This window comes from Methylomonas koyamae (genome assembly GCF_019669905.1).
In the GTDB taxonomy this organism is placed as follows: Bacteria; Pseudomonadota; Gammaproteobacteria; order Methylococcales; family Methylomonadaceae; genus Methylomonas; species Methylomonas koyamae.
Map to the genome: position 1 here is coordinate 960,197 of NZ_AP019777.1, position 26,678 is coordinate 986,874.

General features: G+C 57.6%; 28 protein-coding genes. 16 read left to right on the forward strand and 12 right to left on the reverse strand.

Going from position 1 to position 26,678, the window contains the following annotated elements; genetic code table 11:
• Nucleotides 1-46: 46 nt before the first annotated feature.
• A complete protein-coding gene (locus tag MKFW12EY_RS04680; RefSeq protein ID WP_221054085.1) occupies nt 47-1,366 on the forward strand; it encodes an alpha/beta hydrolase in 1,320 nt (439 codons plus the stop codon).
• Between the two features lie 7 nt (nt 1,367-1,373).
• Here the strand turns inward: MKFW12EY_RS04680 and MKFW12EY_RS04685 are convergent, their stop codons facing one another.
• The gene (locus MKFW12EY_RS04685; RefSeq protein ID WP_221054086.1) at nt 1,374-1,994 is read right to left on the reverse strand and encodes an NUDIX domain-containing protein; all 621 of its coding nucleotides are present in this window, start codon (nt 1,992-1,994) and stop codon (nt 1,374-1,376) included.
• Entirely contained in the window at nt 1,991-3,100 is a 1,110-nt protein-coding gene (locus tag MKFW12EY_RS04690; RefSeq protein ID WP_221054087.1) for a PQQ-dependent sugar dehydrogenase, read from the reverse strand. Before MKFW12EY_RS04690 ends, MKFW12EY_RS04685 begins: the two co-directional genes overlap by 4 nt.
• Nucleotides 3,101-3,213: 113 nt before the next feature.
• Here MKFW12EY_RS04690 and htpX point away from each other — a divergent pair, with 113 nt between their 5' ends.
• A complete protein-coding gene (gene htpX / locus MKFW12EY_RS04695) occupies nt 3,214-4,089 on the forward strand; it encodes a protease HtpX (RefSeq protein ID WP_221054088.1) in 876 nt (291 codons plus the stop codon).
• Nucleotides 4,090-4,132: 43 nt separating this feature from the next.
• The gene (locus MKFW12EY_RS04700) at nt 4,133-4,360 is read left to right on the forward strand and encodes a DUF2835 domain-containing protein (RefSeq protein WP_054763612.1); all 228 of its coding nucleotides are present in this window, start codon (nt 4,133-4,135) and stop codon (nt 4,358-4,360) included.
• Nucleotides 4,361-4,384: 24 nt separating this feature from the next.
• Here MKFW12EY_RS04700 and MKFW12EY_RS04705 read toward each other — a convergent pair whose 3' ends face one another.
• Both MKFW12EY_RS04705 and MKFW12EY_RS04710 read right to left on the reverse strand, forming a co-directional pair.
• Complete coding sequence (locus MKFW12EY_RS04705) at nt 4,385-5,146, reverse strand: GGDEF domain-containing protein (protein WP_054763613.1); 762 nt, start codon at nt 5,144-5,146, stop codon at nt 4,385-4,387.
• 261 nt (nt 5,147-5,407) lie between these two features.
• Nucleotides 5,408-6,520, reverse strand: a complete 1,113-nt coding sequence (locus MKFW12EY_RS04710; RefSeq protein WP_221054089.1) for an NADH:flavin oxidoreductase/NADH oxidase — start codon at nt 6,518-6,520, stop codon at nt 5,408-5,410.
• 255 nt (nt 6,521-6,775) lie between these two features.
• Between MKFW12EY_RS04710 and MKFW12EY_RS04715 the strand changes: the two genes are divergently transcribed.
• The 3 genes from MKFW12EY_RS04715 to MKFW12EY_RS04725 all read left to right on the forward strand — a co-directional run bounded on the left by MKFW12EY_RS04715 (nt 6,776) and on the right by MKFW12EY_RS04725 (nt 8,526).
• Nucleotides 6,776-7,432: a PEP-CTERM sorting domain-containing protein gene (locus MKFW12EY_RS04715; RefSeq protein WP_054763623.1), complete on the forward strand. Its 657-nt coding sequence runs from the start codon at nt 6,776-6,778 to the stop codon at nt 7,430-7,432.
• A gap of 41 nt (nt 7,433-7,473) precedes the next feature.
• Nucleotides 7,474-8,142 carry a hypothetical protein gene (locus MKFW12EY_RS04720; protein ID WP_054763622.1) on the forward strand — a complete coding sequence of 223 codons (669 nt, stop codon included), beginning with the start codon at nt 7,474-7,476 and terminating at the stop codon, nt 8,140-8,142.
• Nucleotides 8,143-8,376: 234 nt separating this feature from the next.
• Nucleotides 8,377-8,526 (forward strand): hypothetical protein, encoded by a 150-nt coding sequence (locus MKFW12EY_RS04725; protein WP_172680396.1) that lies wholly within the window; start codon nt 8,377-8,379, stop codon nt 8,524-8,526.
• A 62-nt stretch (nt 8,527-8,588) separates the two neighbouring features.
• Here the strand turns inward: MKFW12EY_RS04725 and MKFW12EY_RS04730 are convergent, their stop codons facing one another.
• Together MKFW12EY_RS04730 and mobA are read right to left on the reverse strand one after the other, a co-directional pair.
• Nucleotides 8,589-9,539, reverse strand: a complete 951-nt coding sequence (locus tag MKFW12EY_RS04730) for a hypothetical protein (RefSeq protein ID WP_231914850.1) — start codon at nt 9,537-9,539, stop codon at nt 8,589-8,591.
• 83 nt (nt 9,540-9,622) lie between these two features.
• Complete coding sequence (gene mobA / locus MKFW12EY_RS04735; RefSeq protein WP_054763621.1) at nt 9,623-10,252, reverse strand: molybdenum cofactor guanylyltransferase MobA; 630 nt, start codon at nt 10,250-10,252, stop codon at nt 9,623-9,625.
• Between the two features lie 17 nt (nt 10,253-10,269).
• Between mobA and MKFW12EY_RS04740 the strand changes: the two genes are divergently transcribed.
• The 5 genes from MKFW12EY_RS04740 (at nt 10,270) to MKFW12EY_RS04760 (ending at nt 14,902) form a co-directional block, all read left to right on the forward strand.
• Nucleotides 10,270-10,728 carry a DUF302 domain-containing protein gene (locus tag MKFW12EY_RS04740; protein ID WP_064039050.1) on the forward strand — a complete coding sequence of 153 codons (459 nt, stop codon included), beginning with the start codon at nt 10,270-10,272 and terminating at the stop codon, nt 10,726-10,728.
• Nucleotides 10,729-10,758: 30 nt separating this feature from the next.
• Nucleotides 10,759-11,157, forward strand: coding sequence for a hypothetical protein (locus MKFW12EY_RS04745; RefSeq protein WP_054763620.1), 399 nt, complete (start codon nt 10,759-10,761; stop codon nt 11,155-11,157).
• Nucleotides 11,158-11,276: 119 nt separating this feature from the next.
• Complete coding sequence (locus tag MKFW12EY_RS04750; protein WP_221053058.1) at nt 11,277-12,374, forward strand: IS5 family transposase; 1,098 nt, start codon at nt 11,277-11,279, stop codon at nt 12,372-12,374.
• A gap of 239 nt (nt 12,375-12,613) precedes the next feature.
• Nucleotides 12,614-13,144, forward strand: a complete 531-nt coding sequence (locus MKFW12EY_RS04755) for a hypothetical protein (protein WP_054763561.1) — start codon at nt 12,614-12,616, stop codon at nt 13,142-13,144.
• Nucleotides 13,145-13,150: 6 nt separating this feature from the next.
• Nucleotides 13,151-14,902 carry an LTA synthase family protein gene (locus MKFW12EY_RS04760; protein ID WP_221054090.1) on the forward strand — a complete coding sequence of 584 codons (1,752 nt, stop codon included), beginning with the start codon at nt 13,151-13,153 and terminating at the stop codon, nt 14,900-14,902.
• Here the strand turns inward: MKFW12EY_RS04760 and MKFW12EY_RS04765 are convergent.
• Together MKFW12EY_RS04765 and MKFW12EY_RS04770 are read right to left on the reverse strand one after the other, a co-directional pair.
• Nucleotides 14,841-15,485, reverse strand: a complete 645-nt coding sequence (locus tag MKFW12EY_RS04765) for an alpha-ketoglutarate-dependent dioxygenase AlkB family protein (RefSeq protein WP_245006434.1) — start codon at nt 15,483-15,485, stop codon at nt 14,841-14,843. The two genes, MKFW12EY_RS04760 and MKFW12EY_RS04765, sit on opposite strands and share 62 nt — an antisense overlap.
• A gap of 18 nt (nt 15,486-15,503) precedes the next feature.
• Nucleotides 15,504-17,165, reverse strand: coding sequence for a putative transporter (locus MKFW12EY_RS04770; protein WP_054763558.1), 1,662 nt, complete (start codon nt 17,163-17,165; stop codon nt 15,504-15,506).
• 134 nt (nt 17,166-17,299) lie between these two features.
• On the opposite strand from MKFW12EY_RS04770, the gene MKFW12EY_RS04775 reads away from it, so the two are divergent.
• Nucleotides 17,300-17,869 (forward strand): c-type cytochrome, encoded by a 570-nt coding sequence (locus MKFW12EY_RS04775; protein WP_054763557.1) that lies wholly within the window; start codon nt 17,300-17,302, stop codon nt 17,867-17,869.
• A gap of 22 nt (nt 17,870-17,891) precedes the next feature.
• On the opposite strand, the gene MKFW12EY_RS04780 is transcribed toward MKFW12EY_RS04775, so the two are convergent.
• Genes MKFW12EY_RS04780 through MKFW12EY_RS04795 form a run of 4 tightly spaced genes read right to left on the reverse strand, consistent with a single transcriptional unit; the run spans nt 17,892 to nt 20,999 of the window.
• A complete protein-coding gene (locus tag MKFW12EY_RS04780; protein ID WP_221054091.1) occupies nt 17,892-18,407 on the reverse strand; it encodes a hypothetical protein in 516 nt (171 codons plus the stop codon).
• 13 nt (nt 18,408-18,420) lie between these two features.
• Complete coding sequence (locus MKFW12EY_RS04785; RefSeq protein ID WP_054763820.1) at nt 18,421-18,816, reverse strand: hypothetical protein; 396 nt, start codon at nt 18,814-18,816, stop codon at nt 18,421-18,423.
• 7 nt (nt 18,817-18,823) lie between these two features.
• A complete protein-coding gene (locus tag MKFW12EY_RS04790; protein ID WP_221054092.1) occupies nt 18,824-20,275 on the reverse strand; it encodes an ATP-binding protein in 1,452 nt (483 codons plus the stop codon).
• Between the two features lies 1 nt (nt 20,276).
• Entirely contained in the window at nt 20,277-20,999 is a 723-nt protein-coding gene (locus MKFW12EY_RS04795) for a response regulator transcription factor (protein WP_280637648.1), read from the reverse strand.
• A 147-nt stretch (nt 21,000-21,146) separates the two neighbouring features.
• On the opposite strand from MKFW12EY_RS04795, the gene MKFW12EY_RS04800 reads away from it, so the two are divergent.
• From MKFW12EY_RS04800 to greA, 4 genes are all read left to right on the forward strand, one after another.
• Nucleotides 21,147-21,590, forward strand: a complete 444-nt coding sequence (locus MKFW12EY_RS04800) for a Spy/CpxP family protein refolding chaperone (RefSeq protein ID WP_054763110.1) — start codon at nt 21,147-21,149, stop codon at nt 21,588-21,590.
• Nucleotides 21,591-21,805: 215 nt separating this feature from the next.
• Nucleotides 21,806-22,933, forward strand: coding sequence for a glutamine-hydrolyzing carbamoyl-phosphate synthase small subunit (gene carA / locus MKFW12EY_RS04805; protein WP_221054093.1), 1,128 nt, complete (start codon nt 21,806-21,808; stop codon nt 22,931-22,933).
• A gap of 21 nt (nt 22,934-22,954) precedes the next feature.
• Entirely contained in the window at nt 22,955-26,176 is a 3,222-nt protein-coding gene (gene carB / locus MKFW12EY_RS04810) for a carbamoyl-phosphate synthase large subunit (protein ID WP_221054094.1), read from the forward strand.
• A 20-nt stretch (nt 26,177-26,196) separates the two neighbouring features.
• Nucleotides 26,197-26,673: a transcription elongation factor GreA gene (gene greA, locus MKFW12EY_RS04815; RefSeq protein ID WP_064020763.1), complete on the forward strand. Its 477-nt coding sequence runs from the start codon at nt 26,197-26,199 to the stop codon at nt 26,671-26,673.
• The last annotated feature ends 5 nt before the right edge of the window (nt 26,674-26,678 follow it).

Sequence of the window (26,678 nt, forward strand, 5' to 3'; positions counted from 1 at the left end):
CTATGTGTTTGGCTTTTTCCGTTACCCGTGCCGGAGTTTTGCACCAATGTCTGTTTTCTCCAGATTGTTCCCGAACTATCGTCTGCTTTTGGCAATCATGCTGCTGCCGATGCTAAATGCCTGTTCTTCCCGGCCCACTTTACCGGGGCAGGAGGAGCAATTCGAGAAATTGCAGCAGGCGATGCAAAGCGGGGCCTACCGGCCGGCCGGCAATTTCGAGCTGGATTCCGTCCGCGACCGCTGGTTGCACGACGGGGTCGAGCTGGATGTGGAAATGCTGGCGCCGAAAGCCGCGGGCAGTTATCCGCTGGTGATTTATCTGCCCAGTATCGGCGAAGACGCAGGGGCCGGCAGGTTGTGGCGGGAAAGCTGGGCCAAGGCCGGTTATGCCGTATTCAGCGTCCAGCCGGTGGAAATCGCTCAGGCCTTGAAACAACTGGAAGCCGAACGTAAATTCGACTTGCCGGACGCCGACGAATTGGCGGCTCCCGCAGATGCGGACGAGGACGGCGGCCCCGAACGCGAACCCGGCGGCGAGTCTTGGTTTGGCGAGAAACGTCCGCGCCAATCGCGTTCCGCGCGCAGTAGCGAACTGCACTACGTCGGCCACCAATATTTTGCGCCGGATCGATTGCAAAGCCGGCTCGGGCATTTGTACTGGGCTTACCGGCAACTGAAACTCAGAGCCGAGATGCGGGCGCCGGTATTTGCCGCGGCCGATTTTTCCAAAGTGGTTTTGGCCGGTTACGATTTGGGCGGGCAGACGGTGTCGGCGGCGGCGGGCGAGGCGTTCGCCGGCGATATGCCGGGCGGCGGCGATTTGCAACCGGTCGCCGCCATTGTGCTGAGTCCGTCGGTCGATTTGGCCGAAGGCCAAGTACGGGGCCGATTTCAAAAGCTGACCTTGCCGATGTTAAGTATCACCGGCAGCGAAGACAACGATCCGTATGCAATCAGCTCGGCGCCGGTCAGAACGGCGTTGTGGGAATACGCGCCTGCCGGAGGTAAGTACCTGTTGCTGTTGCAGGGCGGCGGGCATAAGGTGTTGGCGGGATCGGAACTCGGCGGCCGTTTCGCGGCGGCGGAGCGGCGCAACGAGGCGGCGCTGGCGGAGGGAATGCCGATGGCCGCCGGCCGCCGCCGAGGCGGCATGGGCGGACCTCAAGCCGGCGGCGAGTCCTGGTTTGGCGGCTCGCGCACGGAAGAAACCCGGCGGGACCAGGGTTACAAACACGTTGCCGCCGTTATCGGCACCACCACGGCGTTTTTGGACATGGTCGTCAAAAACGACGAGTTCGCCCATGCCTGGTTGCAGGAAAAAGCCAATCCCTGGCTCGGGCGAAGCGGGTCGTTAAAGAGTCGCTAGTCGGCGTTTACGCGGGTTGCCCGTCGGCGGCCAACCAACGTTCCCGTAGCTGGTCGCGATGGATATACAGCCACTGGATGGCAATGATCGGAATGCCGGATTCGATTTCGCGGCGTTGCAGCATGGCAAACACCTCCTCGAATTTGATAGCGCTGACCCGGATGTCCTCGTCTTCCTCGTCCAGACCGTGAATGCCGCCCACCTCGCTGCTATCGACCCGGCCGCAAAACAGCGTGATCCATTCGGAGGCGCCGCCCGGGGTCGTGAAAAATTGCTGGATCTCGATCAAATCCAGAATCTCGCAGCCGGCTTCCTCCCGCGCTTCGCGGTAGGCGACTTCTTCGGCGGTTTCGCCTTCTTCAATCGCTCCGGCCACAATTTCCAGCAACCAGGCCCGCTGCGGCTGCAAAATCGCGCCGACCCGGAATTGTTCGATGATGACGACTTCGTCGCGGTCGGGGTCGTACAGCAGCACCGCCACGCAATCGCCGCGGCGGAACAATTCCCGCGTTAGCGGTTGGCTCCAGCCGCCCTTGAACAGCGTGTGCCGCAGCGTATATTGCTCCAGTCGGAAAAAACCGTGGTAGACAGTGCGGCAGTCCAGTATTTCGAAGCGTTTTTCGCTCATTGGCCGTAGGTCACCCGGTAGATTACGCCCAGACTGTCGTCGCTGATCAGCAAGCTGCCGTCCGGCAATTGCAGAACGTCGTTGGGCCGGCCCAGCACTTCGCCTTTGGCCGTCAGCCAGCCGCTGATGAAGGGTTGTTCGTTGTAAGGCTGGCCCTCGCGGAATTTGACGATGTTGACCTGGTAGCCTTGCGCTTCGCTGCGGTTCCACGAGCCGTGTTGCGCCACGATCAGTTGCCGAAAATAAACGTCGGGAAACTGCTTGCCGGTATAAAAACGCATGCCTAACGGAGCGATATGCGCCTTATAGCGCCAGACCGGCGCCGCATATTTGTAGCATTCTTTGCCGGCGCCGAATTCGGGATCGGGGATGTTGCCGGCGTGGCAGTAGGGAAAGCCGAAGTGATGGTTGGCCGGGTTCCACTCGTTCAATTCGTCCGGCGGCACATCGTCGCCCAGATAGTCGCGGCCGTTGTCGTTGAAAAACAAATGGCCGGTCCGGGTTTCCCAGTCGAAACCGACCGTATTGCGGATGCCGCGCGCCAATATTTCCAAATTGCTGCCGTCGAGGTTCATCCGCAACAAAGAACCGTATATCGGTTGTTCCGGATCGCAGACGTTACACGGCGCGCCGACTGCGGTGTACAGTTTGTTATCGGGGCCGATACGCAAATATTTCCAGCCGTGGTGGCGGTCGGACGGGAATCGGTCGTAGACGGTCACCGGTTTCGGCGGATTGGCCAGCCGCATGCCGATTTCGTCGAAACGAATGATGCGTTGGATTTCGGCGACGTAGAGCGAGCCGTCTTTGTAAGCGACGCCGTTGGGCAAGTTGAGTTGTTCGGCGATGACGAAGCGCTGGTCGGCCGTGCCGTCGCCGTCCCTATCTTGCACGGCGTAGACGTTGCCCTGGCGGGAGCCGACATAGACCACGCCCTTGTCGCCCAACGCCATCTGTCGGGCATTGGGCAGATTGTCGGCGAAAATCCGGATATTGAATCCGGGCGGCAAGTGCAGTTGTTTCAAAACCGCCTCGTGTTCCGGGCTGGCGGCCAGCGTGGGCAAGCTCGCAATCATGAGCAATAGCAGGGACTTTATTCTTTTCATTTTTATCTGCCTCTGAGTAAACTTTGAATGATGTTATCACTCTATAACCTTGAATTTAATCTTTCGGCGCCCCAAATCGCCACCACACCATAACAACACAGGAAAGTTACGCCATGATGAGAATATTGCTGTTTTTGGCTACCAACGTGGCCATCATGATTGCGATCAGCATCATTTTTAACGTTTTAGGCTTGAGAGGCGCGCTGGACGCTCAAGGCGTACATCTGAACATCGAAGGCTTGCTGGCTATGTCGGCGGTAATCGGTATGACCGGTTCGGTGATTTCGTTGTTCATGTCCAAGTGGTCGGCGAAAAGCGCAATGGGCGTGCATGTGATCGAACAACCGCAAAACCAGACCGAACAATGGCTGGTCAGTGTGGTATCGCGCCAAGCGCAAATGGCCGGTATCGGCATGCCGGAAGTCGGTATCTTCGATGCGCCGGAAGCCAATGCTTTTGCCACCGGGGCTAACCGGGACAATGCTTTGGTAGCGGTCAGCACCGGTTTATTGCGGACCATGAATGCCGACGAAGTCGAAGCGGTGGTCGGCCACGAGATTAGCCACGTCGCCAACGGCGATATGGTGACGATGGCGCTGATGCAGGGCGTGGTCAACACCTTCGTTTATTTCTTCGCCACCATCATCGGTTATGTGGTCGACCGGGCGGTGTTCAAGACCGAACGCGGTTACGGTCCGGCGTATTACGTGACGCAAATGGTCGCGCAAATCGCCTTGTCGATTTTGGCTTCGATGCTGGTGATGTGGTTCTCGCGTTACCGCGAATTCCGCGCCGATGCCGGCGGTGCTCAATTAGCCGGCCGGCAGAAAATGATCGACGCCTTGCGGGCGTTGCAACGCTCGCACGAACCGGCGCAATTGCCCGGCGAGTTGGCGGCATTCGGCATCAACGGCGGCGGCGTGCAACGCTTGTTCATGAGCCACCCGCCTTTGGAAGAGCGGATTGCCGCTTTGCAAAACGCCCGTTAACCGACGGAACAGCCGAGCCGGGGCATCCCGGCTCGGCTTTTTTATGGCCAACCAATTTATCCGTTTCCGACTCGATCTCAGTTACGGCCAATTTCTGGCCGTCTACCAAGGCCACGCCAAAACGGTCAGCGCCGTCGCCGACGACGGCCGTCGCATACAGTTTCCGGCCGGCAACATTCAGCGCTACTTGACCAAGAATGGCATTCAGGGTTACTTCGAAATGGAATTGGGGCCGGGAAACAAATTCGTCGCGTTGCGCCGGCTGGATTAGCTCGCCCTCTCGGCCCGACCGGACTCAAGCTTTGGCAGCCTTGGTGCGGTACATAGCTTGGTCGGCCTGCCTGATTAAATCGTCCCAGGATTGTTTGCCGCGGCGGTAAATCGCGGTGCCGATGCTGACGTCCAGCGTCAGGTAGCCGATGGCCGAGGCGTAGGGAGCGATCAGAGTTTCGTAAACTTTATCGATTACCGCGCTTAGCTGGTTCGAGTTTTCGATGTCGGTCAGCAGTACCAAAAACTCATCTCCGCCGTAACGGCAAGCGGTATCGCAATTGCGAATGCAGGCTTGCAGCCGGTTGGCGACATCGCTTAACAGGCGGTCGCCGGCCGCATGGCCCAGCGTGTCGTTGACGGCTTTGAAGTCGTCGAGATCGATGAACAACAATGCCAGATGCGATTGCTGCCGGTTTGCCAGCGCCATGGCCTGGCGCAGCCTATCCTGCAGCAGCGTGCGGTTTGCCAGTCCGGTCAACGCATCGTGATGGGCCGCATGCAAGGCCTGGCGATAATTTTCGCCCACTTCGCGCAATTGTTGGTTTAACTCGGCTCGGTCGGCGTGTAGCGATTCGACTTGCCGCCTGGCGACGGCCAATTGCTGTTGGCTCAGCGCCAACGCCTTTTGCAATTCGGCAATCTCCGCAAAGTTTTGGTGTAACTGTTCGCATTTGCCGGGCGCCGCGCAACAGGAACCCGGCTCGAGCCAATGTGAGGTAACGCTGGCATCCGGGCCGGAAAGGGCCGGGATGGGGTTCAAAAAAAGAGTCGGTTCGTTTTTCATGGTCAGCTCTGTCGGTAAAGGGTTGGTATTTGCCGTTTTCCGGCGCCTTTTTTACCGAATCCATCAAGAGCCGTGCCATTGCGGATTTAATCGAATCCGGATGCCGCAATTCATTGAAATAAAATTGTTTTTATTGTACGGCCTGGCGGGAGCGGCGCTGCTGCGGCGACGGCAGCGGGCCGAGCGGGACGAAATATCGCCATGCGCACGATATTTCGTAGTTTTGGCGGGCGGCCGAGTGGCCGCTGCTTGATCTATGTGTTAGCGTTGACGGAAGCGGATGTCGCCGAACAGTTCCTTCAATTCTCTCGGTTGGCAACGCCAATATTGGCGGGGAGCTTCGACTCGAGCGCCAAGTTTGGCGGCGGCGTGCCAGGGCCAGCGCGGATCGTAAAGAATGCCGCGGGCGATGGCGACCAGGTCGGCCCGACCCTCGGCGACGATGGCTTCGGCCGCCTCCGCTTCGGTAATCAATCCCACTGCAACCGTCGCCAGTCCGCAGCCGGCGCGAATCGCTGCCGCCAGCGGCACTTGGTAGTTGGGGCCCAGCGGAATTTTCTGTTGCGGTGACAGGCCGCCGCTGGATACGTGAATGTAGGCGCAGCCGCGAGCTTTCAATTCGTTGGCAAACACATTGCTTTGCTCGACATCCCAGCCGCCGGCCACCCAATCGGTCGCAGAAATCCTGACTCCGATCGGTATCCGCTCGGAAACCGCGGCACGCATCGCCGCGAACACCGCCAACGGAAACCGCATCCGGTTTTCCAGCGAACCGCCAAATTCGTCGTTCCGCACATTGGCCAGCGGCGACAAAAACTGGTGTAACAGATAGCCGTGTGCAGCGTGGATCTCGATTGCGTCGACGCCGATCTGCTGCGCCCGTTGTGCCGCCGATACGAAACACCGTTCTATGTGTGTCATATCGGCAGGGCTCAGTTCGAGCGGCGGCGGGTCGTCCGGCATGAACGGCAGCGGCGATGGGGCAACGGTCGGCCAACCGCCGCCGGTCGCGTCCAGTAGCTGTCCGCCGTCCCACGGTGTAGCGGTAGAGGCCTTGCGTCCGGCATGGGCGAGTTGCAGCGCAATCGGCATCGGCGAATAGCGCCGAATCGAATCCAGAATTTTGCCCAAAGCCGCCGCGCCGGCGTCGGACCAGAGACCGAGGTCGGCCGGCGAGATGCGGCCGCGCGGCTCGACCGCGGTGGCTTCGATGATCAACAGGCCGGCGCCGGACATTGCCAGATTGCCGAGGTGCATTAAGTGCCAATCGGAGGCAATGCCGTCGACGGCCGAATATTGGCACATCGGCGCGATGACGATCCGGTTCGGCAGGGTCAACGGGCCTAAAGAAAACGGAGTGAATAATTGGCTCATGGCGGAGGTCGGGGCTATTTGCTTGGCTGAGGTGCGAGTCTATTGGCTGGTGGCCGGATTGGCAATGCTGCCAGCGCTGCCACGCTTGTCATTTCGGCTGCCAGAACTGTCACTCGCGCAATTGCTGAAAAATCATTGTGAAGAAGATCAAATAATTGATTCGAAACATTTTAATGGTAGTGGCACAAGGCGTGCTTTATTCCAGGTTAAGGAATTCGTTCCGTTCCACTCAATGTTTTATTACTGCTGCAAAGGATGAATAAAGTGAACAAGTGTTTGCCTGGATTACGCCTGGTTTTATTGGCCCTGACGTTGGCTTTGTTTGCGGGAAACGCCGTTTCCGCAACCTTGATCGACGATTTTTCCGATTTTCAAGCCATCGGTAACGGTAGCGACGGTCCGTTGCCGATTTCCGGCTCGGATTTAAGCGGCATTACCCGCACCTTGACCGCTACCCCGTTCGCTAACGGCGATACCTCAGAAGTGGTGGTCGAACAAGGTCTGTTGACGGTCAGTAACGGTTCAAACGGCGGTTTCGCCAGCGTGTTATACAGTTTCGATACGATCGATTTGGCATCGCTGGCCGGCGCATTTGTGCTTGCCACCGAATTTATGGATTTGAGCCACCAAGTGCAGTTGATTGCCAACGGCAGTTCGATATTCGGATTTACCGACTTGGGACTCGGCCAGCACATCATCGCCTTTACCCAGTTTTCCGATGCCAGCGTGTTCGGCCATTTGACTAGCCTGGAACTCAAATTCCAGGGCACTGACGCCTGGGACGCACAGTTCAGATTGTTGGCTACCAATGGCAATAGCGTGCCCGAACCGTCGGTCATAGCACTGTTAGCGATTGGTTTGTTGGCTAGCGGCTTCGGCTCGCCGAAAAAACCGTTGTCGGCCAAGGCGTGAATTAGCAATCCACTCTCAGTGTAATGTCAGGACAATCGACCATGTTTATGAAAATCTTGAAATCCAGTCTGCCAGCCTTAGCGCTGCTTTGCTCGCTGTCTATCTCGCCTTCCGCGGGCGCCAGCGTGTTAACGATCGACAATTTTACCCACGTCCAAACGGCTATCGATCGGGGAAATACCGTGGGTAGCCCGACTACCGTCAATCATTTGACCGGTACTGATTTGACCAATGCCTCGCGTACCTTTTCGGCCGTTGCCAGCGGCACGACTTACGCCAATAAAGAAGAAATCGCTTCCGGCGGCAATGTTTTGAAAATTACCAATGGCGGAACCTCGGCCGGTACCGCGTCTATCGTTTGGAATTTCGATCCGATCAATTTTACCGCCCACGGCAATGCGATTCTGTTGGAGATTTTAAGTATCGACTTGGGCGTTCAAGTCGAAATGATCGCCAACGGCAGTTCGACTAGCGGCGTACAAAGTTTCAGCGGTCCGGGAAGCTTTTGGTTGGGGTTCGACGAATTCAGTAACCCGGCGGCGTTTTCCAACGTCAATAGTTTCCGCCTGAATTTCTCCGGTCCGGCGGCTTGGGACGGACAATTCCGGGTGTTGGCAACCAGCTTTCCGGTGCCGCTGCCTCCGGCCTTCTGGCTGATGGGGTCCGTGCTGTTGGGCGGGCTGGGCATTCCGCGCAGATCAACCCGCTGATTCGGTACGGCCAAAAACCAGACCCGGCAAGCGCTGGGTCTGGTTTTTTATTGCCCGAGCCATTTCCGCTACGCCATTGGCTTCCAAGCACTGTCGGCCGGTTACCAGGCTCTTTCAGCTAAGGGCTGGACAACGGCCGATTGCAAGGTAACTTCTGCTCCAAGCATGGCGCAGCCTTGCTGCTAATTAAATCGAATCAATCGTTTGGCCGCTTGCCGGCTTGGAGGGAATAGTATGGGGCCGTATTACCGAGCGACATCGCAAACCACAGGGGCTTTTTTCGACACGTTCTACCAACATCCGATTTTGATGTTGCTACTGGTCGCCGGCGTGGTCGGGCTGGGCGTCTGGTTCTGGAAAAAAACCGATAAACCGTCGGCCTAGCTTGGCATGACGCTTTGGCCGCAAACGCCGGCAATTCGCGGCCAAAGCGCCGCTCTCGTTGTTTATCGGGACAGTTTTGTTTTGCTGTTGCGCCAAAAATAAAACAGCGCCAGTCCGGTGGCGAGTGCCAGTAGTGCCAGCATGAATCTAGGATCCGCCACTTGCAATGAACGGTTTTCGTCCTTGAATTTGAATTTGGTCAGCACGCCTAAAGCCGGGTCGCTGATATCGATAGCGATCGATTTTGCCGGCAAGTTGAGTAGCTGGATCTCGCTGCCGTCGAACGGCTTGTTGTTGCGGGTATCGGTACTGACCATGCCCGGGTAAAGTGGCGTTTGCGCCAATTGGGCGAGACTGATTTTTCCGGCAAGTTCTTGCTCCAGTTCCTGGGTCGTTTTGCCGTCGGTTTTTATCTTGATCGGCGTTTGGCCGTCTATCGCGATCGCAATTTCGCCTTGGGATGCCGATTGCGCTTTTTTCGACGTAAAGTTGTCCAAATACTCCACGTCGGCGGTATAGACCAAATCCAGCGCTAGCTGTACGCCTTCGGCGCTAAAGGTTTTGTCGGCCAGCTCGTACTGCAAAGCCTGATTGGAGTAATCGCGAATCGTGATGTTGGTGAGCGAGTAGCCGGCTTTGTTGGCGATAACCAATTCCGGCTGGTCCTTGGGTTGGATAACGGTGACGCCGCGCCAATTCGGATCGAGTTGGATCATGCCGTCCTTCATTGCGGTCCAAAGCTTTTTGGCGATGTAAGCCTCCGGTTTGTCGTGGTCCAATTTGGAGGCGTTCAAGAAACTCAAGCCGGTGGAGCGGTATAACTCGCCGTCGTCGATACGCCATTCCACGGTATACGAAAACAGCGAATCGCTGGCGCGGCGCGGAATTCCGGTGTGGATGCGTAATTTATCCTGTTCGGCGGCCGTATTCGCCGCAAAAGCAGGCTGGAATTGCGCTATGCAGGCCGGCAGGGACAAGGCCAGCATCAGCGAATGTATCAGTTTTTGTTTCATTTCAATTCCGGACCGTGGCGTTCAAAACGCCAACGTTAGCACAAGCTGCCGGAAAAGGCATACTGCACCGGCTGTAGGGGTAATCAGGACGGCTCAGAGTCCGGGGATGCGACGCGGCCTAGTCCACCGCGCAATTGCAGCGCCTCCAATTCGGCGGGCGAGTTGATATTGGCAAAAACCTCGGGCGCCGTGCCGAAATCGACTTCGACCATAGCGTGGCGCCGAAACCAAACCTGCAATTTACGTTCTCCGCGTAGCAAGTAATCTTGTAAATCGGCTTGCAAATGGGTGCGGATCGCTGCGAAAACCGGATGTAAACGCTCGCCGTCGAATGCCACCGCAATGTCGGCAGTACTACCGTGTAAGGCGTCCAACAGCTTTTGAAAATGTTCGGTGCGGACAAAAGGCGAATCGCAAGGCGCAGTCAATAAAATTTGCGCCGGTGCGGTTTGCAATGCGGCCAGGATGCCGGCCAAAGGGCCGTCGAAGGTGGGATTGGCGTCGCTGATCACCCGGTAGCCGAAGCCACGGTATTGCTCTTGGTTACGGTTGGCGCTGATCAACAACGTTTGGGCCAGCGGCGCCAACGCCGCCAACGCATAGCTGACCAGCGGCCGGTCTCCGAACAGGATCAGGCCTTTGTCTCGGTGCTGCATCCGCCGCGCCAAACCGCCGGCCAGCACGACGCCGCTAACTTTGTTTTGCCCGCTCATGATGTTAAGCTTTGCCGATGTTTAACAGAGCCGTCATTTTCGCAAGCTTGCCGCTGATTGCAAGTTGCGCCAATCCCGCGCTGCACAGCGAGACGGTAACGTATTATCAGGTCGAGACCGGCAAGCCTTACGACGAAGTGTTGGCCGAATTGCAGGTTGCCATTGCCGAGCACAATTTCCGTATCACCGGCCATAGCCGGGTCGGCAAAGTCATACGCGAGCGTGGCGCCGAGAATTTTCCCGAGTACGACACCGTACAGTTTTGCAATCTGACCTTGGCGAAAACGGTACTGGAAATCACGCCGCATGCGATCGCTTATATGCCCTGCAACGTCGTGACCTACCAATTCCAGGGTAAAACCATCGTGCGTACCCATTTGTTGCCGGAAGATACCGACAATCCGGCGCTGAACCAATTTGCAGCCGAAATGAACCCGCAACTGAAACAGATTGTCGATTTCGCCGCCGAACAATAACTCTTTAACTACAACGAAACAGCCAGCACCATGAAAAACTTTTTGATCCCGATGCTCAGCGCTTTGGTTTTACTCGGCGGTTGCGCCGTCACCGAAGACAGCGCCAAACCGGATGCCGAAGCCGCTGCCGCACCCGCGCCAATGATCAACGACTACCCGACCCGCGACCGCGTCGATTACGTTTTGGAATGCGTCGCCAAACACGGCGGCTTGACCTACATCAGCCAATACGCCTGCGGCTGCAAGATCGACAAGATTGCCGAGAAATTGAGTTTTGCCGAATACGAAGCGGCCAGAACCTTCAGCCAGATGCAAAAAACCGCCGGAGAGAACGGCGCCGCGTTCCGCGATCCCAAACAATCCAAGGAGTTACGCAGCCGCTTGAAAGAAGCCGAAGCAGAAGCCGAGAAAGCCTGCTTCATCAAATAAACGGATAGGCCAATACAGGGCTTTAGCAGGCTGGTGAAAAACTCCCAAAGCTGCAGTCATCAAGGCGCATAGCCTCAGCAAACAAGTAAAATAGCGCATCTAAATTGGAGAAGCCCCCCATGCGCGGACACGATGCCATTCAAAATAGCTGGTTCAGCTACGTTAGCCTGGAAGACCGTATTCCCAAACAGCATCCGTTGCGTCGTTTACGGCTACTCGTCGATGGCGTATTGGCCTCTATGGATGCGGTCTTTGCCGAATGCTACTCCCATACTGGCCGCCCGTCGATTGCGCCCGAAAAACTGCTGCGCGCCTTGCTATTGCAAGTGCTGTACACCGTTCGTAGCGAACGCCAGTTGATGGAACAGCTGGACTACAACCTGCTGTTTCGCTGGTTTGTCGGTTTGGGTATCGACGATGCTGTCTGGGAACGCAGCGTGTTCAGCGCCAACCGCGAGCGCCTGCTGTCCGAAGCACTGAGTCGCGAGTTTTTTGAGCGGGTCTTGGCCATTGCCGAATGGCAAAACCTGGTGTCCGACGAACACTTCAGTGTCGACGGCAGCCTGATCGAAGCCTGGGCCTCGCACAAAAGCTTCGTGAAGAAAGACGGCAGCGGTCCTGATAAACCCGCCGGCCGCAATCCCGAGGTCGACTTCAGCGGCGAAAAGCGCAGCAATGCCACGCATCAGAGCACGACAGACCCCGAAGCGCGGCTTTACAAGAAAGGCGAATACACCGAGGCCAAACTGCGTTACATCACCCATGCCCTATCCGAGAATCGTAACGGCCTGATTGTCGATGTCGAAACCACCCAAGCCACCGGCACCGCTGAAATCGAAGCCGCGCAAACAATGATCAAACGCCGTGTTCCCAAAGGCGGCAGCGTCGGTGCCGACAAAGGCTATGACCAACCGGCGTTCGTCAACAAACTCAAGACGCAAGACATCAAAGCCCATGTTGCTCGCAAAAAGACCGGCAGTGCCGTCGATGGCCGCACCGCGCGCGGCAAAGCGTACGCTCAAAGCCTCAAGCGCCGCAAAATCGTCGAAGAAGCCTTCGGCTGGATCAAGACCGTCGGGGGCCTGCGTAAAACCCGCCACATCGGCTTAGCCAAAGTCGCAGGTCAGGCCTTGTTTTGCTTTGCCGCCTACAACCTGACGCGCTTGCTCAACCTATTGGTGTTCACGCCGAAACCGGCGTGGAGTGCGCCCACCTAGGGCGAAGTGCGCCTGAAAACCGTCCACAGACGGCTTCAGGCGAATAAAAAGCCCTTGAAACAGGGGCAAAACGGTTGAAACTCGATGTCATGACCGATTTCAACACGAAAAAATCACGGAAACCGTGGGTAAGGGGAAATATCAGTGGGTTTTTCACCAGCCTGTTAGCGGCGCTAAAGCCCTTTTTTATTTGCCACAATTTTCACGTTGCCTTTGTCGGCATGCCGGACCTGTCGATCATGTTCAATACTTCCGCGATCCAATATCCTAAATCCAAATTGTCGATTCTGGCGTTGCTGGCGCTGAATGCCGTTATTTACGGTTTTACCGACACGCTGACCAGTTTTTCCGATGCCTTGGTATGGGTGGTGTTGCTGGTGATTTACGAATTGGAAGCGAACAAGGTCGGTTTGCCGCTAGGCGAAACGGCGATGCGCCATCTGCGCAGCGGTTTGATCGGCGTGATCGGTTTGGTTTTTGCCAGTTACTGGCGCGACAGCGAATGGTTGGATGTGGCCAACTCGCTGCTTTGGTTTGGATTGATTGCCATTTTGGAAACCGAAGTCCGCTGGCCGGACTACGTACGCCGGCACCCGCGTTTTTTTTGGCTGGCGACCATTGCCACTTTTACCGGCCTACTGGCGATGGCCGGGGTTTGGTTGGCGCGCGGCGCCTGGCTCGACGGCTACGATGCCTTGTTGTGGATTGTCGCGTTCGGTTTCATCGAAGTCGATATTTTTCATCTGCTAAAACGTAAGCGCTCGGTATAAGCCGGCATGGCCAAGCGCTTGGGCGTCTTCGTCTTCCTATTGGCGCCGTTGCTGCTGAAAGGCCTGTTCGTCGACCGTTTCATCTACGAGTACACCGGTACGCCATGGCTGGGATGGGCTCGGGTGTTGGCCAACGATGCTGTGGTTTATGCGGCATTGCTGGTGCTGCTGTACCTGTCGTGCTGGCCCGGTATGCGGCGGCCGATATCGGCGCTATTGCGTTTGTCGGCGCTGGCGTTGTTTACGGTGTACTGGATCGATTACTTGGTCATCGCTAATTTCGACACCCATCTGGCGCTCGGCGATGCGATCAAATACGCCGGTTATTCCCACAAATACCTGCAACAAATCTACGGATTGCCGGATTGGGCGCTGTGGGCGGTCGCGCTGCCGGTATTGGCGGCGATTGCCGCGCTGGTATCGCTTCCGTACCGTCTTCCCGCCGAACGCGGCCGCATACTGCCGCTGTTTGCCATCGCCGGGCTGCCGTTGATTTCCGGTTTCACCGACAACGACGTCTACGCCCATGCCTGGATTTATAAAAACGTTTTCGATTACAACCTGACGATACGCTCGGAAGCGTCGGCTTACAGCCCGGCTTTTATTCGCGATTTTCGCCACGAAGAAGCGCAAATCTGCCTCGCCGAACCGGCACAACGCAAAAACATCGTCATTCTGATGGTGGAATCGCTGTCCGCCTACCAAAGTCGCTACTTTTCCGGCATTCGCGATTGGACCCCCGAGTTGGACGCGATCGCGGCAAACCATCTGGCGTTTCGCAATTTTTACGCGAACGGTTTTATCACCGAAGACGGCGAAATCGCTCTGTTGACCGGCTTGCCGCCGATCTATTCGCCGTCGAGCTATTCCGACGGCGGCAGCGCTTCGTTTGCCGGTTTTTATGGCGTCGAGCAAGCGTTGCCGAAACGGTTGAGGTCTCACGGCTACCTTAGCGAGTTTTTAACCAGTGCCGATCTGGAATTCGGCAACACCGGGACTTGGGCGAAAAGCATCGGTTTCGATTACGTCGAGGGCCACGACCATCCCGATTATGCGCATTGGGACCGCTATCATTTTCGCGCCGCGCCGGACGAGGCGCTTTACCTGCGGGCGCTGGATCGAATCGCCAAGGCCGCTAACCAGCCGTTGTTACTGTTCATCAAGACCGTCAGTACCCACCATCCTTACGTCGACCCGGAAACCAAGCAAAAATCCGAGGAAGCGGCGTTCCGCTACGCCGATAAGCAATTGGGCCGTTTTGTCCGGCAGTTGCAGGATCGGCACTTTTTTCGCAATGGGCTGCTGCTGATCGTCGGCGACCACCATTCGATGACGCCGTTAAAAAAAGAAGAGGCCGCGCATTTCGGCCATTACAAAGCCTCGGCCAAAGTGCCGTTGCTCGTCGTCTCCGGCAACGGGCATGCGGATGAGGACAGGCAGTTTCAACAGACCGACGTGTTCAATACCTTGCAAGGCATGGTCGACGGCAGGCAATGCCGCAGCGATTGGCAAGGCGTGCTGTGGGGCGAGCATGCCGCGCCGCCGCGTTTTATCGCCCATCGCCGCGGCGACAATCGCGATAAGGTCAGCGTGTTCAGCGAGGATGGCGATTATCTGATAAAGCTGGACGGCGACGATACCCGCCTTGGCAGCGATGGCGTCGATCCGGGCTTAAGCCGCTTGCTGGTCGGTAAAATCAATGCGTTGCGTCTGGCTCGGCTGAATTGGCTGGCAAAATCCGCCGAAACGTCAAATTGATCCGCGGCTGTTTGGTTTGCCGGGTTTTCGGCAACTCGTGGCGCCAATGGTGCTGCAATGTGCCGGCCATGACCAACAGGTCGCCGTGAGCTAATTCGATATCCAGAGTCTGTTTGCTACGGTTGTGGCGCAGGCGGAATAGGCGACTGTCGCCGAGACTGAGCGATGCGATCGTGGGGTTCTTGCCCAGCTCGGGCTCGTTGTCGGCGTGGCAGCCCATCGAATCGCGGCCGTCGCGGTATAAATTGGCCAGCACGCTATTGAAGGTATGTTGGCAAACCGAATCCAGGTCGGCTTTTATCTGCAATAAACTAGCGGTCCAGGGCAAAGGGCTGTGGTCGACGCCGGAATAGCGGTAATGTGCTGCCCGGTCGCCGTACCAAGCCATTAGCCGCGGCACGGTTATCGAGCGGCCGAAGATTTGGATTTGTTCGGTTTGCCATGCCAGGTTGCAGCGTAAATCTTGAAACAAGGCATCGGCGGCGGCGTTCGGGTAAAAGCCGCGCAACAGGTAGAGTTCGCCGTCGCTCGGCGCCAGATTGTCGGTGTTGGCTAGCATTGCGGCGCCGATGTCGCTAACCATGCACCCGACGAATCGGGCTTAGTTGACCAGTAAAATAATCAACTGCGCCGCGATGATGCGCAAAATCATCACCAGCGGATACACCGTTGCGTAAGCCATCGAAACGGCAGCCGACGGACTCAGATTGTTGGCGAAGGCCAGGGCCGGCGGATCGGTCATGCTACCGGCCAGCAGGCCGCACAAAGACAGAAAATTCAGCTTGTAGAAAATGCGGCCGACGGCAGCGACGATTAATAACGGCAGCAGCGTGATCAATGCGGCGCAGGCCATCCAGTAAAAGCCGTCGCCTTTGACCAGGGTTTCGACGAACTGGTCGCCGGAATGCAGACCGACGCAGGCCAGGAACAGCACGATGCCGATATCTTTCAGGATGATGTTGGAGCTTTTCGGTAGATGCCAGGTCATCGCGCCCCAGTTGCCGATCCGGCTCAGCATGATCGCAACCAGCAACGGGCCGCCGGCCATGCCCAGTTTGACCGCGGACGGGATGCCGGGCAGGTAAAGCGGGAAGCTACCCAACAGCACGCCGAGCGAGATGCCGATAAAGATCGGCATGATTTGCGGATGGTCCAGTTCTTCCAAGGAATTGCCCAGGGCTTTTTCGATGCTGGTCAATGCATCCTGGCTGCCGACCACGTGCAGTTCGTCGCCGAATTGCACATGGACGTGGCTGGTCGGCGAAAATTCGACGTCCGGCCGATGAATCCGCGAAATCGTCACGCCGTACAGCAGACAGAGGTTGCCGATGGTTTGGTTGATCGCCGCTTTATTGGTGACCACCAAGCGTTTGCTGTGCAGATTGGTGGCGATTTGTTTCAGGTCGATATCCGATTCCGGGCCGATCAGGATTTTCAACTGCTCCAGCGGTTCGCGCTCTCCGACCAGCCGGATTGTGTCGCCGACCGCCAGCCGGCTGTCCCGGCCGGCGACGTCGACTTGGCCGTTGTGCAGAATTCGGGTCATGACTACGTTCATACCTTCGAAAAACGGAATCTGGCTCAGCATCAGGCCGTTCAGATTGGGGTTCTCGACTTTCAAATCCTTCCAGATCGGCACGTGCGCCTGCTGTTGTTGGTTGTCGTCGAACAGTTTGGCTTCGTGGGCGATGTCGATCTTGAACAGGCGTTTATTCAGCAGCATCGCCAAGATGATGCCGGCGATGCCGAACGGATAGGCGACCGCATAACCCAAGCCCGGCATTTTTAGCGTGTCCGGGCCGATATTCGGCAAACTGCCCAAGACTTGCTGGGCCGCGGCCAGCGACGGTGTATTCGTCGTCGCGCCGGAGAACAGGCCCACTGCGACCGGCATCGGAATCTCGCCGACGATGCTGATCAGCACTGCGGCCAAGGCGCCCAGCAAGACGATGGCCGCAGCCAACCCGTTCAGCTTCAGCCCGTAGCGGAAAAACGAACTGACGAAGCTGGGCCCGACCTGCAAGCCGATGGCGTAAACGAACAACACCAGGCCGAATTCGCGTAGGAAGTGCATGACTTCCGGATTGATGCTGAGCTGGAAATGGCCGAAGATCAGGCCGGAGAACAACACGCCGGCGATGCCGAGCTGAATGCCGGCCAGCGACAAGCGGCCCAACACCAGGCCGCTGGCGATCACCAGGCTGATGACCAGCAAGGTGTGTGGTACCGAGTCTTGATTGAAAAGCGATAGCAGCCAGGACATGTCCTATTCCTTGGGGATGGGGTTCACGGGATTTAAGGTTTGCTTACTCGAAACGGCCTGACTATGATGGGGCTTCCCCGCCGGTGCGAAAGCGCTGGTCGGATTGTACAACAAGCCAACCAAGGGTGATCGGGATGAACAATAACTACCATAAAATTAAAATTATCGTCATGCTCGGGTTGTTTGCCGCTGGAGCGAATGCGGCGGATATCAATGCCGGTAAAGCCAAAGCTGCGGTTTGCCAGGGCTGCCACGGCTCCGCCGGCGTCAGTAGCAGCCCGCTGTGGCCGAGTTTGGCCGGCCAGGGCGCGATTTACCTGGAAAGCCAGTTGAATAAATTCAAGTCGGGCCAGCGCGAAAACGAGGTCATGAAACCGATTGCAGCCGGTTTGTCGGAGGCCGACATGCAGAATCTGGCAGCTTACTATGCCAGTTTACCGGGCAAGTCGGCGGGCGGCGGTAGCGACGCCGCTTTGATCGGCCAAGGTAAGGAAAAAGCCGGTATGTGTCTGGGCTGCCACGGTAATAATGGTCAGGGCACCGGCATGGTACCCAAACTCGCCGGCCAGCAGCCGCAATATTTGGCCAAGCAACTGGCCGATTTCAAAAAAGGTGCGCGTAAGGCACCGCAAATGAATGCAATGGCGCAATCGTTGAGCGACGACGACATCAAGGCTTTGGCCGCTTATTTAGGCTCGTTGTAATTCTGCAATTCGCCGTTGCCGGTTAGCGGTTGGGCGGCGGCGGCGGGGAGCCGGGCGGTGGCGGCGGAACCCGCGTCGGAGCGTTGCTAGGCGCCGGCGATTGGTAAGAAAATTCTCCGGATACCGGCACCCGGTGGCCCTTGCCGTACATACACTGCACGTAAGCATTGTCGTAGTTTTGCTGGGTAGCGTAGCCGGCGCGGCGGGCTTCGCCGCTGCCGGCGATGGTTCCCGCCATTAGGCCGGTACCGGCGCCTATCGCCGCACCGCCACCTCCTCCCAACGCTGCGCCGGCGGCGGCACCGACCGCCGTACCGACGGCGGCGCTGCCGATCTGGCTATCCGCGCTGGCTTGGTTCGGCGTCGCGCCGACTTGGCCGGCCGCGTACTGCTGGCATAGATAATCGTCCTGGCGGAATTGTTCGAACGACATGCCGCTGCCCGGTAAGGCCATTACGCTGGGGCCGTTGGGCATATGTGCGCAGCCACCGCTTAGCAAGGCGGCGCCAAGCAATCCGATAACTCTGTTACGTTGCATAGTGCGCCTCCACTCAATTCGGCGGTGTCGGCGAGACTTGGCGCCAGCCGCCGGGGCATTGATTGACGTAAGGGTAATAGCCGGCCGGATTGTCGCAGTAATACCAATAGCCTTCCGGCAACGGTGCGCTGGGCGCGGCCGGCCGCTCGCGTTCGATGTAAACGGGCGGTTGCGCCGGCAACGTGATGATTTCCCGCGGGTAGTAGGGATAAGCGGGGTAGTACGGGTAAGCCGGATAATACGGTCGTGGAAACAGCGGAACTCCCAGGTAAAAACCGAAGCCGGGGTGAAAGTGGCGGCCGAAACCGTGGCCGTGGTGGTGCGGGCCGGCGCTGACGCCGAACGCCACTGTCGATAGTAGCGCGCCTGCCGCTAGCCAGCGGCGGAAGCTCAATTTGTGTGTGTCCATATCATCCTCAACTGGTTTGCCGACTGGGGAACGGGATATCGATCGTGACGCGCAATCCGCCGGCCTCGCGGTTTTCGGCGCCGATTCGGCCGCCGTGCGCTTCGATCGCGCGTTGGGCGATGGTCAGGCCAAGGCCGGTGCTTTGGGCTTTGGTCGGTTTGCCGCTGCGGAAAAACGGCTGAAAAATCGCCGCCAGGTCCCGATCGGGAACTCCCGGCCCCATATCCTCCACGCGGATTCTTAAGCGCGCATTATTGCGCTCGAAATCGGCGGCCAGTATCACGCTGCCGTCGCGGCGGCAGTGTTGTACGGCATTGCGCAGGACGTTTTCGACCGCTCTGTGCAACAGTTCGGGCAGGCAATAACCGCGGATGTCGCCGATGCCTGAATACTCCAGCGAAATGCCGTTCCGTTGCGCTTCGAAGCCGACGTCTTCGACGATATCCGCCAACAAATCGGCGATATTGACCGCTTCGAATGTTCGTTTATCGACTCCGGCCTCCAGCCGGGACAGCATCAGCAGTTCGCCGACCAGGTCGCTGATGCGCTGCGACTCGCGTTCGATGCGCTCCAAGGTTGCCGGCAATTTTTCCGGTTGTTGCTGGGCCAGGCCGATCGCGGCTTGAATCCGGGCTAGCGGCGAGCGCAATTCGTGCGACACGTCGTGCAGCAAATGCTGCTGGGCGCCGACCAAATTGCCGATTTGCTTGGTCATATGGTCGAAATCCCGGCCCAAGTCGCTCAATTCGTCGCGTCGGCGGCCCATGCCCAGGCCGATCCGGGTATCCAGCCGGCCTTGGGCCACGGCTTGAAACGCATTGCGCAGATTGCGGATCGGTTTGGCGAAGTACCAGGCTAACAAGGCGCTAAACACCAAACTGGCGATGCTGCCGGCTATCAGCGGCGCGATAGGCGAGGGCGGATTGCGCGGCGGCCGGCGATTGTCGCGGCCGGGCGGCGGGCGTTGGCCGGGGCTGGCTAAACCCAGCAGGTCCGGCGGGTTCGGCGGCATCGCCATTCTGAAATTGTCGGCGAAACCGTTTTCCGGCGACGGTACGAACAGCAAATAGCGGCGGCCGTCGTCGGCCGAGACCATGCGGATCGCGTCCGGATATTGGCCGTCCGCGTACAGGGTTCGCGCCTGGTGCAAAATCTCGGGCGATACTTCGCGGCCCAGTAATTCCCGGTCTTGGTCGTCGACGGCGTAAATCGGCGGAAACCGCTCCTGGCGCAAGGCGTGGATAAAGTCGCGCAAGCCGGCGACGCCGCTGCGCGGCAACAAATTGGCGGCAACGCTGACCATCGAAGCGATATGCCTGACGTTGATGCCGCTGGGTTGGTTGGCCGATTCCGCTTGCCGTTGCGTTTCGCGCAGCCAGAAGATCGTGCCGACGCCGATGCCCGCCGTCAGCCAGGCCAGCCAGAACGCGAAAAAAAACTTCCAGAACAAGCGGCCCATTTCAATCCTTGACCAGTTGGTAACCTTGGCCGCGCACGGTCTGGATATAAGAGCGGCCGTCGGCCTGGTTGCCCAATTTTTGTCGAATGCTGCTCATGTGGACGTCTATGCTGCGGTCGAAGCGGGCCAGCGGCCGGCCTAACGCTTTCTCGGACAGGGCTTGTTTGCTGACAACTTGCCCGGCGTGGCAGGCCAGCGCTTCCAGTAGATTGAATTCGGTGCTGGTCAACTCCAGGGTTTTGTCGAACCAGGTCGCCTTGCGTTTTTCGCTCCAGATTTGCAACGGCCCGGCCAAAATCGGCCCGGGTTGGCGTAGCTCGTCCGCCGCCTGGGTGCGGCGCAATATTGCGCGAATCCGGGCGACCAGTTCGCGCGGCGTGCAAGGTTTCGGAACGTAGTCGTCGGCACCGGATTCCAGGCCGATAATGCGGTCGACATCGTCGCCTTTGGCAGTAAACATCAGTACCGGCACACGACTTTCCAGCCTGATGCGCGCCAGTATTTCGGTGCCTTTGATGTCGGGCAGCATGATGTCGAGGATCACCAATTGGTGTTTGCCGGATAGCGCCTGCTGCAGCCCGGAATTGCCGGTCATGGCGATGTCGACTTCGAAACCTTCCTGCTGTAGGTAATCGCTGAACAGGCCGGCCAATTCCTCGTCGTCGTCGATAATCAACACTTTGCTCATCTGCTTGGCCTCCACCAAAATTCGATGCGGCATCATAGCGGTTGCCGGCTTAACTGCGCCAACCGCTTTTACTTGATTTTACTTTGCGCTAACCGCAGTTAACTCCCTGTTTGCAATACTGGATTCCGGCAAATAGCTATTCGGCTATGCCGCTTTCCAAATTGATCGAGTCGAGGAGTTGTTATGAAAAAGTTGTTATTGATCGCAGGCCTGTTACCGCTGGCGGTTGCCGCCGGCCCCCGCCACGGCGAACCTGGTTGCGACGGTGGCCCGCATCCGGCTCGCCACGGCGAATTTGCTCCGGGCGAGCACCTGCCGCATTTTCTGCGGGCGTTGAATCTGAGCGATGCGCAACGGGCGGAGATAAAAAGTCTGCGGCAAAGTCAGTTCGGCGAGGGCCGCGATGCGATGCGAAGCCAGGGCCGGGCGATGCACGACGAGCTGCGCAATCTGAGCTTTTCCGCGGACTATAACGAAGCGAAAAGCCTGAGTCTGATCGAGAAATCGTTGGAGATGCATAAACAAGCGGCCTTGGAAAAGGCCAAGCTGGATAACCGGATCTTCAAACTGCTGACGCCGGAGCAACAGCAGAAACTTCAGTCCGAACTGAGCAAAGCCGAGCATTGAACGTTGTTATTACTGGCGCACGACCCGCGGCAAGGCCTGCTGGCCGATTAATCGCCTGTGCCGGGTTAGTCGCAGGGTGTCGCCGGTGTGCACCATTTCGGAAAATTGTTAATGACCAAACAAGCATAATTTCGTAAAATCTCGCTGTTTTTATCTCTCCGGAACGGGATCGGCCGCAAGGCTTATCCCGTTTTCTACATCTAAGGTGGCCAATCTTGAATAAACCCGCATTACTGGTATTAGAAGATGGGACTGCGTTTCACGGCGTGTCGATCGGCGCCGATGGCTGTTCCGTCGGGGAAGTGGTATTTAACACGGCGCTGACCGGTTACCAGGAAATCCTCAGCGATCCTTCCTACGCCAGACAAATCGTGACGCTGACTTATCCGCATATCGGCAACGTCGGTACCAATGCCGAAGACGACGAATCGGCGAAAGTATTCGCCAGCGGCTTGGTGATTCGCGATTTGCCGTTGTTGGCCAGTAGCTGGCGCCAGCAACAAACCTTGCCCGAATATCTGCAACGGCACAACGTGGTGGCGATCGCCGATATCGATACGCGCCAACTGACCCGGTTGTTGCGCGATAAAGGCGCGCAACGCGGCTGCATCATGGCCGGCGAGACGGTTGACATTGCCGCGGCAACCCAAGCGATCGAATCTTTTCCGGGGTTGCAAGGGATGGATTTGGCCAAGGAAGTCACTACCGACCAAGCCTACGAATGGAGCGAAAATGTCTGGCAATTGGGCGTGGGCCATCGAGCCGCGCCGAATTTGGCCAAGCATGTCGTCGCTTACGACTTCGGCGTCAAACGCAATATCTTGCGGCTGTTGGCCAACCGCGGCTGCCGCGTCACGGTGGTGCCGGCCAAAACCCCGGCGGCCGAGGTATTGGCGCTGAATCCGGACGGCGTGTTCCTGTCCAACGGCCCCGGCGACCCGGAGCCTTGCGATTACGCAATCGAGGCGATTGGGGCTATCTTGGCAAAAAAAGTACCGGTGTTCGGCATTTGCCTGGGCCACCAGTTGCTGGCACTGGCCAGCGGTGCCAAAACCGAGAAAATGAAATTCGGCCACCACGGCGCCAACCACCCGGTCCAGGACTTGGCGAGCGGCCGAGTCATGATCAGCAGCCAAAACCACGGCTTTGCGGTCAGTCCGGACAGTTTGCCGGTCAATCTTAAAGCCACCCACGTCTCGCTGTTCGACGGCAGCCTGCAGGGTATCGCCCGAACCGACGTGCCGGCCTTCAGTTTTCAAGGCCACCCGGAAGCCAGTCCGGGACCGCACGATGTGGAATCGTTGTTCGACGATTTCATTGCGTTGATGGACCAGTCCCGTTAAGCCCAGTTTTTACAGAGTGATATGCCAAAAAGAACCGACATAAAATCGATTTTATTACTGGGCGCCGGACCGATCGTCATCGGTCAGGCTTGCGAGTTCGACTATTCTGGCACCCAGGCCTGCAAAGCGTTGCGCGAAGAAGGCTACCGGGTGATTCTGGTCAACTCCAATCCGGCCACGATCATGACCGATCCGGACATGGCCGATGCTATCTACATCGAGCCGATCGACTGGCAAACGGTGGAAAAAATCATCGAGAAGGAGCGCCCGGACGCAATCCTGCCGACTATGGGCGGTCAGACCGCGCTGAATTGCGCACTGGCGTTGGACAAGCACGGCGTGCTGGCCAAATACGGCGTGGAAATGATCGGCGCGAGTAAAGAAGCCATCAACAAAGCCGAGGATCGCGACCTGTTCAATCAGGCCATGCGCAAGATCGGCTTGGAAGTCGCCAAGTCCAAAGTTGCCCACAGTATGGAAGAGGCCTTTGCCGCTCAGGAAGAAGTCGGCTATCCGACCATCATCCGGCCCTCGTTTACGATGGGCGGTAGCGGCGGCGGCATTGCCTACAACCGCGAGGAATTCATCGAGATTTGCGAACGCGGCTTGGATTTGTCGCCGACCAACGAGCTGTTGATCGAGGAATCGATTCTGGGTTGGAAGGAATTCGAAATGGAGGTCGTGCGCGACCGCCACGACAATTGCATCATCGTCTGCTCCATCGAAAATTTCGATCCGATGGGCGTGCACACTGGCGACTCGATTACCGTGGCGCCGGCGCAAACCTTGACCGATAAGGAATACCAAATCATGCGCAACGCCTCGCTGGCGGTATTGCGCGAAATCGGCGTCGATACCGGCGGTTCCAACGTGCAGTTCGCCGTCAATCCCGATAACGGCCGCTTGATCGTCATCGAAATGAATCCGCGGGTCAGCCGTTCGTCGGCCTTGGCCTCCAAAGCCACCGGTTTCCCGATTGCAAAAGTTGCGGCGAAACTGGCGGTCGGTTTTACCTTGGATGAACTACGTAACGAGATCACCGGCGGAGCGACGCCGGCTTCGTTCGAGCCGACTATCGACTATGTCGTCACCAAGGTGCCGCGGTTCGCGTTCGAGAAATTCCCGCAAGCCAACGACCGGCTGACCACGCAAATGAAATCGGTCGGCGAAGTCATGGCGATCGGCCGTACCTTCCAGGAATCGCTGCAAAAAGCCTTGCGCGGACTGGAAGTCGGCGTTGACGGCTTGGACGAAGTGGCGGATTTGAGCGATCCGAACGCGCAGGACATCATTCTGCGCGAGCTGCGCTATCCGGGGCCGCAACGCTTGTGGTATCTGGCCGATGCGTTTCGTAGCGGCTTGAGTTTCGAAGAAATCCACCAGGCCTGCAAAATCGAGCCTTGGTTTTTGGCCCAAGTTGAGGATTTGATCTCTACTGAAAAAGCCTTGTCGACCAAAACCCTGGCGACATTGGAGCCGGGCGAATTGCTGCGGTTGAAACGCAAAGGTTTCTCCGACAAACGTTTGGCGAAATTACTGGAAACCAAGGAATCCGAAGTACGCAACGTCCGCCACAAGAAAGGCATTCGGCCGGTGTTCAAGCGTATCGATTCCTGCGCCGCGGAGTTTGCTTCCGACACCGCTTATTTGTATTCCACCTACGAGCAGGAATGCGAAGCCAAGCCGTCGGATCGGGAAAAAATCGTCATTTTGGGCGGCGGTCCGAACCGGATCGGCCAGGGCATCGAATTCGACTATTGCTGCGTACATGCCGCCTTGGCGCTGCGCGAGGACGGTTACGAGACCATTATGGTCAACTGTAATCCGGAAACCGTTTCGACCGACTTCGACACTTCCGACCGTTTGTATTTCGAGCCGTTGACCTTGGAAGACGTGCTGGAAATCATCGACCTGGAGAAACCCAAGGGTGTGATTGTGCAGTACGGTGGCCAAACCCCGCTGAAACTGGCACGGGCCTTGGAAGCGGCTGGCGCGCCGATTATTGGCACTTCACCGGATTCGATCGATTTGGCCGAAGACCGCGAGCGGTTCCAGAAATTGCTGGAGCGTCTGAATCTGTTGCAACCGCCCAACGCCACCGCGCGTTCGGTCGAGCAGGCGGTCAGTTCGGCAAAGGAAATCGGCTATCCGCTGGTGGTGCGTCCATCCTATGTGTTGGGCGGCCGGGCGATGGAGATCGTGTTCAACGAAGACGGCCTGCGCCGTTACATGAAAGAAGCCGTCAGCGTGTCGAACGATTCGCCGGTGTTACTGGACCGGTTCCTGGACGACGCGGTGGAAATGGACGTCGATGCGATTTACGACGGCGAAACCGTGTTGATCGGCGGCTTGATGGAACACATCGAACAGGCCGGCGTGCATTCCGGCGACTCGGCGTGCTCGCTGCCGCCTTACGATTTGCCGGCGCATTTGCAAGATCAATTGCGCGCCCAAGTCGCGAAGATGGCCGAAGCATTGGGTGTGCGCGGTTTGATGAATACCCAGTTCGCGATTCAAGGCGAGACCGTATACGTGCTGGAAGTGAATCCGCGCGCTTCGCGTACCGCGCCGTTCGTGTCGAAAGCCACAGGTTATCCGTTGGCGAAAATCGCCGCGCGCTGCATGGTCGGTAAGTCGTTGAAAGAACAGGGTGTTACCGAGGAGCGCATTCCTGAGTATTTCTCGGTCAAGGAAGCGGTGTTTCCGTTCATCAAATTCCCCGGCGTCGATCCGTTGCTGGGGCCGGAGATGAAATCCACCGGCGAGGTGATGGGCGTCGGCAAAACCTTCGGTGAAGCCTTTGCCAAGTCGCAACGGGCTTGCGGCGTGGATTTGAGCCATAGCGGCAAGGTATTGATCAGTATTCGCGATGCGGATAAACCCAAGTTGCCGGAATTGGCGAATATGCTGATCGCCAAAAATTACGAAATCGTCGCGACTCCGGGTACCGCGCGCGTGTTGCGCGAGGCCGGTATCGCTTGTAAAGACGTGTTCAAGGTCAACCAGGGCCGGCCGCATACCGTGGATATGATCAAGAACGGCGAGATCCAGATGGTCATCAACACGACCGACGGCGCGAAAGCGGTTGCGGATTCATTCACGATGCGGCGCGAAGCGCTGCAGCGTAAGGTCACCTACTACACGACGATGGCCGGCGCCAGAGCGGCTTGCTACGCGCTGGGCGAGCTCGATGCCGGCGACGTCAATTGCTTGCAAGATTTGCATAACAGTTTTAACGGATAAAGAAAAAAGGGGAGCAGTAAATGCAAAAATTTCCGCTGACGGTGGCTGGCGCCAATAAGCTGCGCGCCGAGCTGGAGGAATTGAAAACCGTGATTCGGCCGCGAATTATCCAGGCCATTGCCGAAGCCCGCGAGCACGGCGATTTGAAAGAAAACGCCGAGTACCATGCGGCTAGGGAACAACAAAGTTTCGCCGAGGGGCGGATTGCCGAAATCGAAGGTAAATTGTCCAACGCCAATATCATCGACGTGACCAAAACCGACGCCAACGGCAAAGTCGTATTCGGCGCGACCGTGGAAATCGAGGATTTGGATTCGGGTAAGGTTGTGACTTACCAGATCGTCGGCGAAGACGAAGCCAACATCAAGGAAGGCAGAATTTCGGTCGGATCGCCGATTGCGCGGGCTTTGATCGGCAAGGAAGTCGAAGATGTCGTGACGGTGAAGGCGCCGGGCGGCGATGTCGAGTACGAGATTATTTCGGTCAAATATATTTAGCCGGA

Excerpts from the sequence above, each read along its gene's own strand:
- MKFW12EY_RS04680 (WP_221054085.1), top strand. The coding sequence starts at position 47 with ATGTCTGTTTTCTCCAGATTGTTCCCGAACTATCGTCTGCTTTTGGCA.
- MKFW12EY_RS04685 (WP_221054086.1), bottom strand. The coding sequence starts at position 1,994 with ATGAGCGAAAAACGCTTCGAAATACTGGACTGCCGCACTGTCTACCAC.
- MKFW12EY_RS04690 (WP_221054087.1), bottom strand. The coding sequence starts at position 3,100 with ATGAAAAGAATAAAGTCCCTGCTATTGCTCATGATTGCGAGCTTGCCC.
- htpX (WP_221054088.1), top strand. The coding sequence starts at position 3,214 with ATGATGAGAATATTGCTGTTTTTGGCTACCAACGTGGCCATCATGATT.
- MKFW12EY_RS04700 (WP_054763612.1), top strand. The coding sequence starts at position 4,133 with ATGGCCAACCAATTTATCCGTTTCCGACTCGATCTCAGTTACGGCCAA.
- MKFW12EY_RS04705 (WP_054763613.1), bottom strand. The coding sequence starts at position 5,146 with ATGAAAAACGAACCGACTCTTTTTTTGAACCCCATCCCGGCCCTTTCC.
- MKFW12EY_RS04710 (WP_221054089.1), bottom strand. The coding sequence starts at position 6,520 with ATGAGCCAATTATTCACTCCGTTTTCTTTAGGCCCGTTGACCCTGCCG.
- MKFW12EY_RS04715 (WP_054763623.1), top strand. The coding sequence starts at position 6,776 with ATGAATAAAGTGAACAAGTGTTTGCCTGGATTACGCCTGGTTTTATTG.
- MKFW12EY_RS04720 (WP_054763622.1), top strand. The coding sequence starts at position 7,474 with ATGTTTATGAAAATCTTGAAATCCAGTCTGCCAGCCTTAGCGCTGCTT.
- MKFW12EY_RS04725 (WP_172680396.1), top strand. The coding sequence starts at position 8,377 with ATGGGGCCGTATTACCGAGCGACATCGCAAACCACAGGGGCTTTTTTC.
- MKFW12EY_RS04730 (WP_231914850.1), bottom strand. The coding sequence starts at position 9,539 with ATGAAACAAAAACTGATACATTCGCTGATGCTGGCCTTGTCCCTGCCG.
- mobA (WP_054763621.1), bottom strand. The coding sequence starts at position 10,252 with ATGAGCGGGCAAAACAAAGTTAGCGGCGTCGTGCTGGCCGGCGGTTTG.
- MKFW12EY_RS04740 (WP_064039050.1), top strand. The coding sequence starts at position 10,270 with ATGTTTAACAGAGCCGTCATTTTCGCAAGCTTGCCGCTGATTGCAAGT.
- MKFW12EY_RS04745 (WP_054763620.1), top strand. The coding sequence starts at position 10,759 with ATGAAAAACTTTTTGATCCCGATGCTCAGCGCTTTGGTTTTACTCGGC.
- MKFW12EY_RS04750 (WP_221053058.1), top strand. The coding sequence starts at position 11,277 with ATGCGCGGACACGATGCCATTCAAAATAGCTGGTTCAGCTACGTTAGC.
- MKFW12EY_RS04755 (WP_054763561.1), top strand. The coding sequence starts at position 12,614 with ATGTTCAATACTTCCGCGATCCAATATCCTAAATCCAAATTGTCGATT.
- MKFW12EY_RS04760 (WP_221054090.1), top strand. The coding sequence starts at position 13,151 with ATGGCCAAGCGCTTGGGCGTCTTCGTCTTCCTATTGGCGCCGTTGCTG.
- MKFW12EY_RS04765 (WP_245006434.1), bottom strand. The coding sequence starts at position 15,485 with ATGGTTAGCGACATCGGCGCCGCAATGCTAGCCAACACCGACAATCTG.
- MKFW12EY_RS04770 (WP_054763558.1), bottom strand. The coding sequence starts at position 17,165 with ATGTCCTGGCTGCTATCGCTTTTCAATCAAGACTCGGTACCACACACC.
- MKFW12EY_RS04775 (WP_054763557.1), top strand. The coding sequence starts at position 17,300 with ATGAACAATAACTACCATAAAATTAAAATTATCGTCATGCTCGGGTTG.
- MKFW12EY_RS04780 (WP_221054091.1), bottom strand. The coding sequence starts at position 18,407 with ATGCAACGTAACAGAGTTATCGGATTGCTTGGCGCCGCCTTGCTAAGC.
- MKFW12EY_RS04785 (WP_054763820.1), bottom strand. The coding sequence starts at position 18,816 with ATGGACACACACAAATTGAGCTTCCGCCGCTGGCTAGCGGCAGGCGCG.
- MKFW12EY_RS04790 (WP_221054092.1), bottom strand. The coding sequence starts at position 20,275 with ATGGGCCGCTTGTTCTGGAAGTTTTTTTTCGCGTTCTGGCTGGCCTGG.
- MKFW12EY_RS04795 (WP_280637648.1), bottom strand. The coding sequence starts at position 20,999 with ATGATGCCGCATCGAATTTTGGTGGAGGCCAAGCAGATGAGCAAAGTG.
- MKFW12EY_RS04800 (WP_054763110.1), top strand. The coding sequence starts at position 21,147 with ATGAAAAAGTTGTTATTGATCGCAGGCCTGTTACCGCTGGCGGTTGCC.
- carB (WP_221054094.1), top strand. The coding sequence starts at position 22,955 with ATGCCAAAAAGAACCGACATAAAATCGATTTTATTACTGGGCGCCGGA.
- greA (WP_064020763.1), top strand. The coding sequence starts at position 26,197 with ATGCAAAAATTTCCGCTGACGGTGGCTGGCGCCAATAAGCTGCGCGCC.